The sequence below is a fragment of the Kitasatospora sp. NPDC059803 genome (genome assembly GCF_042732255.1).
In the GTDB taxonomy this organism is placed as follows: Bacteria; Actinomycetota; Actinomycetes; order Streptomycetales; family Streptomycetaceae; genus Kitasatospora.
The window spans coordinates 5,660-8,629 of sequence record NZ_JBHWIJ010000339.1 but is presented as its reverse complement, the minus strand read 5'-3'; the positions used below and the strand labels follow the sequence as shown (position 1 = coordinate 8,629).

General features: G+C 72.0%; 3 protein-coding genes. 1 reads left to right on the top strand and 2 read right to left on the bottom strand.

The annotated features are described in order from the left end of the window. The first annotated feature begins 141 nt into the window (after nucleotides 1–141). Complete coding sequence (locus ACFV6I_RS34445) at nucleotides 142–1,257, top strand: ADP-ribosylglycohydrolase family protein (RefSeq protein ID WP_363371605.1); 1,116 nt, start codon at nucleotides 142–144, stop codon at nucleotides 1,255–1,257. 200 nt (nucleotides 1,258–1,457) lie between these two features. On the opposite strand, the gene ACFV6I_RS34440 is transcribed toward ACFV6I_RS34445, so the two are convergent. Together ACFV6I_RS34440 and ACFV6I_RS34435 are read right to left on the bottom strand one after the other, a co-directional pair. Continuing rightward, a complete protein-coding gene (locus ACFV6I_RS34440) occupies nucleotides 1,458–1,667 on the bottom strand; it encodes a DUF397 domain-containing protein (RefSeq protein WP_380342886.1) in 210 nt (69 codons plus the stop codon). Further along, nucleotides 1,667–2,527, bottom strand: a complete 861-nt coding sequence (locus ACFV6I_RS34435) for a helix-turn-helix transcriptional regulator (RefSeq protein WP_063348096.1) — start codon at nucleotides 2,525–2,527, stop codon at nucleotides 1,667–1,669. Before ACFV6I_RS34435 ends, ACFV6I_RS34440 begins: the two co-directional genes overlap by 1 nt. Nucleotides 2,528–2,970 lie beyond the last annotated feature (443 nt).

The window sequence follows — 2,970 nt, the reverse complement described above, 5'->3', positions numbered from 1 at the left end:
CCCGTACGGCGGCCGGGGCCGGGGGAACCGGAGCACGAGGGACGCCCTTGATTCGCTCGGGTCTTCGAATACAGTGCCAGGGCGCGCGCCGCGGCCGTGCGTCGCGCAGCCCCCTGCCCCGAGGAAAGGCGCCCCGTCGTGATGCCACTGTGGTCACGCGCCCAGCAGCAGGACTTCCGCAGCCGGGTGCGGGGCTGTCTGCTCGGCGGTGCCATCGGCGACGCGCTCGGCGCCGGCGTCGAGTTCGAGCAGCTGGAGAAGATCCGGGCCCAGCACGGCCCACAGGGCGTCACCGGCTACGTCCCCGCGTACGGGCGCACCGGCGCCGTCACCGACGACACCCAGCTCACCCTGTTCACCGTCGACGGCCTGATCCGCGCCCACATCCGGCGCGACACCGGCAGCTGGCACCCGCCCACCGACCTGCACCTGGCCTACCTGCGCTGGGCCGCCACCCAGCGCGACTGGGGCCCCGACGAGCGCCGCCCCGACCTCGGCTGGCTCGGCCGCGAGGAGTGGCTGTACGCCCAGCGCGCCCCCGGCCAGGGCTGCCTGTCCGCCCTGACCGGGGCCGACGCCGAGTACCTCGGCACCGTGGAGCGGCCCAAGAACCCGCACTCCAAGGCCTGCGGCACGGTCGTGCGGGCGGCGCCGTTCGGCCTGCTCACCAGCTGGGAGCCGGGCCTGGTCTTCCAACTCGCGGTGGAGTGCGCGGTGCTCACCCACGGCCACCCCACCGGCTACCTCGCGGCGGGCGCGCTCGCGGTGATCGTCCAGAGCGTGGCCCGCGGCGGCACCCTGGAGGAGGGCGTCCACCTCGCCCTGGCGCTGCTCTCCGAGCGGCAGGCGCACGAGGAGACCACCGCCGCGCTGCGGGCCGCGCTGGACGCGGTCCGGGCCGGCGAACCGTCCGCCGACCGGGTGGAGGCGCTGGGGGAGGGCTGGGTCGCCGAGGAGGCGCTGGCGATCGGGGTCTACTGCGCGCTGGTCGCGCACGACGTGCGCTCGGGCCTGCTGCTCGCCGTCAACCACTCCGGGGACAGCGACTCCACCGGCGCGGTCTGCGGGAGCCTGCTCGGGGTGCTGCACGGTGACACCGCGCTGCCGTCGGGGCTGGTGGCCGGGCTGGAGGGGCGGGGCGCCATCCTCGAACTCGCCGACGACTTCGTGCTGGAGCTGATGCACGGCACCGAACTGCACGATCCGCGCACCCCGGAGGGGCTGACCTGGTCCGAGCGGTACCCGGTGGTGCGCTGAACGGTCCGGGCGGGAAGCGAAGTTCGGGCGGCAAGGCGGTTCGGGCGGAAAGGCTCGGCGGGAAGGCAGTTCGGGCGGGAACGACAGTTGCCCGTAGCGTCGGCCGCCGGCGAGGGCGACGGCCACTGCTACGGGCAACTGGTCCGAGCTCGGATTCGCACCGGGGGCGCGGGGCCGGGTCGGCGGCCGCCGCCGCAAGGTCAGTGGCGGCCGAACACCCCGGTGGCCGCAGCACTCGCGAACGCGGTCCAGGCCTCGGCGGAGAAGCGCAGCTGAGGCCCATGAGGGTCCTTGGAGTCCCGTACCGCCACCGCCCCCGTGGCCGGCGTGGTGATCTCCACGCAGGCTCCGTTGCCGCCGCTGTGGCTGCTCTTCCGCCAGCGGGTTCCGTGCTCGGAGGTGGTGCTCATCAGTGGTATCCCTCTTCAATCTCAGCTATCAGTGTCCGGCTCTCCGCCACGCCGAGTGCCGCCGCACGCAGGTAGTCGTACAGACCGGTATAGCGGCGCACGTCCGCCTCCTTCTCCAGGTAGAGATCGCTCGTCACCCCTTCGAAGTAGACAACCGTGGAATCGGCTGACTCGGGGAACTCCAGCAGGGAGAATGTCCCGGTCATACCGGGGTGGGCGCCGGCCGAGAACGGGATCACCTGGATGGTGATGTTCGGGTGCTGGCTCAGCTCCATCATGTGCTTGAGCTGCTCGGCCATCACCTCGCGACTGCCGACCTCGCGGCGCAGCACCGCCTCGTCTATGACGGTCCACAGGCTGCCGAGCTGGTTCTCGCCCCGGATGCGGTCCTGGCGCTTCATCCGGACCTGCACCCGGCGCTGCACGGCGAGCGCGTCGGTGTCCGGCTGGGTGCCCTCCACGACGGCCTGCGCGTACTGCTCGGTCTGCAACAGGCCCGGGACGAAGGAGGATTCGTACGCGCGGATCGAGGAGGCCTCGGCCTCCAGCCCGATGTAGACGCTGTACGGGGTCGGCATGTCGTTGAAGTCGTGCCACCAGCCGCGCTGGCGCGACTCCTTGGCCATCTCCATGAGGCTGGCGCGCATCTGCTCGTCGTTCACGAGATAGACGTCGCAGAGGTCGCGCACGTCGCGCTGGCTGATGCTGCGGCGGCCGTTCTCCAGTCGGCTGATCTTCGACTGGGAGACCATCAGCCGGCCCGCCACCTCCTCCGCCGTCATCCCGAGGCCCTCGCGGAGTTTTCGCAGCTCCGAGCCCAGGCGCCGACGGCGCACGGTGGGATTGATGCTCGTCGACACATCGACCTCCGGCCGGACCTCTGGTGATCGTTGGATCGGCAGCCCTCGGAACACTTCGGACATTGGGACCAACCCCCCTGACTTGGAGCAGCATGTCACCTTGGGCCACGTCGGCGTCAGGGAATCACAGCAGCGCAGTAGAACAGATCGTCGGAAAAGCACTTCTGTGAGACGGCGAGGGCCTTCGAGTGGTAATGCGGCTCAGCGGCTCGAACCGGTACGGGCTAAGGATGTGCTCCCCGGCGGCGCAGGTGCCAGTGGCACGTGCGAAGGCAGGACCGCCGGGCTCCCCGGACGGGCCTCGGAGGGCCTTCGGGGACGGCAGAGGGGCGGGGGGCGGGCGGCGTTCGGGGCCGGGGGGCCCCCCCCCCCGGCGGCGGGGGGGGGGGGTTGTGGGGTGGGGGTGGGGGGGGTGCGTAATCCGCCGTGGTGCAGCCCCGCGG